The 2,944-nt window shown below is 62.4% G+C and carries 3 protein-coding genes; all 3 read right to left on the reverse strand.

The window, feature by feature from the left end; translation table 11 throughout:
* Positions 1-581 (reverse strand): enoyl-CoA hydratase/isomerase family protein (locus L9Z73_RS28380; RefSeq protein WP_247408096.1); only part of this gene is annotated, 581 nt, incomplete at its 3' end.
* Positions 578-1,735 carry a citronellyl-CoA dehydrogenase gene (gene atuD / locus L9Z73_RS28385; RefSeq protein ID WP_247408098.1) on the reverse strand — a complete coding sequence of 386 codons (1,158 nt, stop codon included), beginning with the start codon at positions 1,733-1,735 and terminating at the stop codon, positions 578-580. The genes L9Z73_RS28380 and atuD, both read right to left, overlap by 4 nt.
* 515 nt (positions 1,736-2,250) lie before the next feature.
* Positions 2,251-2,944, reverse strand: a 694-nt coding sequence (locus L9Z73_RS28390) for a lyase family protein (RefSeq protein ID WP_247408101.1), incomplete at its 5' end; no start/stop codon positions are given.

Consider the following 2,944-nt stretch of genomic DNA (forward strand, 5'->3'; position numbering starts at 1 on the left):
TGGCCCAGCACTTCATCCAGGCGTTCGGCCAACGCCTGCGGATCGCGCTCGACAAAATGCACCACGCCCAACCGTTCAGCTTCGACCCCATCAAACCGCGCCGCCGTCAGCGCCAGCCGGCGTGCGTGCGTCAAACCAATCCGCTTGACCACAAACGGCGCGATCTGCGCGGGCAGCAAGCCCAGGCTGGTCTCCGGCAAGCCGAACTGCGCCTGGTGATCGGCCAGCGCGATATCACTGACGCACGCCAAGCCAAAGCCGCCGCCCAGCACCGCGCCTTGCAGCACCACGATCACCACTTGGGGCACGGCTTCAACTTCCTGCAGCAAGGTGCCGAATGCGCGGTTCAGCGCCTGCAATTGCGCCTTGTCGCCCGCGCCGAGCATGTCTTTGACGTCCGCCCCGGCACAGAAATGCCCCGCCGCGCCGCTGATCACCAGTGCGCGGACCTGGCTGTCCAGTTGCGTCAGCACCGCGCGCAGTTCATTGACCATCTCCAGGCTCATCGCGTTGCGGCTTTGCGGACGGTTGAGGGTGATGTGCAGCACACCGTTATGGGGTTCGAGCAGCAGAGTGTTCATGGTTTTTTCCCCGGCAGGGTGCCCATCAGTTTGCAGATAATGCCCAGCATGATTTCGTCGGCGCCGCCGCCAATCGACACCAGGCGCACATCACGATAGGCGCGGGCCACCGGGTTGTCCCACATAAAGCCCATGCCGCCCCAGTATTGCAGGCAACTGTCGCTGACTTCGCGGCCCAGCCGCCCGGCCTTGAGCTTGGCCATGGAGGCCAGGCGCGTCACGTCCTGGCCCTTGATGTATTGCTCGGTGGCCTGGTAGACCAAGGCGCGCAGGCATTCGATTTCGGTCGACAGTTCGGCCAGGCGAAAGTGGATGACCTGATTGTCGATCAGTGCTTTGCCGAAGGTCTGGCGCTCCTTGCAGTATTCGATCGTGCTGTCGATGCAGTACTCCAGGCCCTTGATCATATTGGCCGCGCCAAACAGGCGTTCTTCCTGGAATTGCAGCATCTGCATCATGAAACCTGCGCCTTCGTGGCCGATGCGGTTGCGTTGTGGCACGCGCACGTCGTCGAAGAACACCTGGGCGGTCTCGGAGCTGTGCATGCCGAGTTTTTCCAAGGGCGGGCTGACGCTGATTCCCGGCGTGTTCATCGGCACCATGATCAGCGACTTGTTGATGTGCGGCTTGTCGTCGGAGGTGTTGGCCAGCAGGCACATGAAGTCGGCACTCGGCGAGTTGGTGATCCACATTTTGCTGCCGTTGATCACGTAGTCGTCGCCGTTCTTGTGTGCCTGGGTTTTCAGCCCGGCCACATCGGACCCGGCGCCGGCTTCCGAGACGCCGATGCAACCGACTTGCTCGCCGCTGATGGCCGGGCGCAGGAATTCTTCGCGCAGTGCGTCGCAGCCGAAGCGGGCGAGGGCGGGGGTGCACATGTCGGTCTGTACGCCGATGGACATGGGGATGCCGCCGCAGTGGATGCTGCCGAATTCTTCGGCGGCGACGATCGAGTAGCTGTAGTCCAGGCCCATGCCGCCGAATTGTTCGGGTTTGGAGATGCCCAGTAGGCCGAGGTCGCCGGCTTTGCGGAAGAGGTCGTGGATGGGGAAGCGGCCGGCTTTTTCCCATGCGTCGACGTGGGGGTTGATCTCGCGGTCGACGAAGGCGCGGACGGTGCGGCGCAGTGCCTGGTGTTCTTGGGTGAAGATCATTTTTATTGTTCTCCCTGTGGGCGTTGGGCGTTCTTCGGGTGTACGTGGCTCCATCTGTGGGAGCTGCTGGTTTGCCTGTGACGACGGTCTTACAGCCGGTAGATATCCAATGGGTCCACCTCGCTCCAAATGTGGGAGGGGGCTTGCCCCCGATGGCGGCATCTGGGCCGACCATTTTTTTGGGTTGGGTTGAGTACATATCCATTGTTGCGGTAACGGCTGCTATGGGTTCCGCCCTTACGGCGGCTCACTTTTGAAAAGCGCAAAAGTAAGCAAAACGCTCTTGCCCCACCACTCGGCACCTCGCCTAGGCTCGGTGTGCCCGAACGCAGGCTTGAATCCGTGGGCCGCCGTCATGGGCCATCCTTGGCCCAGGACGGCTAACCCGGCGTCCTGCCGGGTTACCCACGGATTCAAACCTGCGTTCGGCCAGCGTGGTTTAACGGGGCGCCTGAGATCAAGATCAAAAGCAGAGCAAGAGCAAGAGCAAAGCAAAAGCACGTGCTGCGCTGCGCTTAGTGTCCGGCCTCCAGCATGTTTTCCGGGCGTACCCATTGGTCGAACTGTTCGTCGGTCAGGTAGCCCAGGTCCAGCGCGGCTTCTCTTAGGGTCAGGCCTTCGGCGTAAGCCTTTTTGGCGATCTGCGCGGCTTTGTCGTAGCCGATGTGCGGGTTGAGTGCGGTCACCAGCATCAGCCCGCGTTCCAGGTGCGCGGCCATTTGTTCGGCGTCGGGCTCAAGGCCTGCGATGCAGTGTTCCTGGAAGTTGTTGCAGCCGTCGGCCAGCAAGCGGATCGATTCCAGCAGGTTATGGATGATCACCGGTTTGTACACGTTCAACTGCAAATGCCCCTGGCTGGCGGCAATGCCGATGGTTACGTCGTTGCCCAGGACCTGGCAGGCGAGCATCGACAGCGCTTCGCACTGGGTCGGGTTGACCTTGCCGGGCATGATCGAGCTGCCCGGTTCGTTGGCCGGCAGTTTGACTTCTGCCAGCCCGGCGCGCGGGCCGGAGCCCAGCAAGCGCAGGTCGTTGGCGATTTTCATCAGGGCCACGGCCAGGGTTTTCAGGGCGCCGTGCAGGGTCACCAGCGGTTCGTGGCCGGAGAGGGCGGCGAATTTGTTGGGTGCGGTCACGAACGGCAGGCCCGACAAGGCCGCCAGTTCGGCGGCAATCGCCTCGCCAAAGCCGTGGGGCGAGTTGAGCCCG

The organism is Pseudomonas emilianonis (genome assembly GCF_023072625.1).
Classification (GTDB): Bacteria; Pseudomonadota; Gammaproteobacteria; order Pseudomonadales; family Pseudomonadaceae; genus Aquipseudomonas; species Aquipseudomonas paraveronii.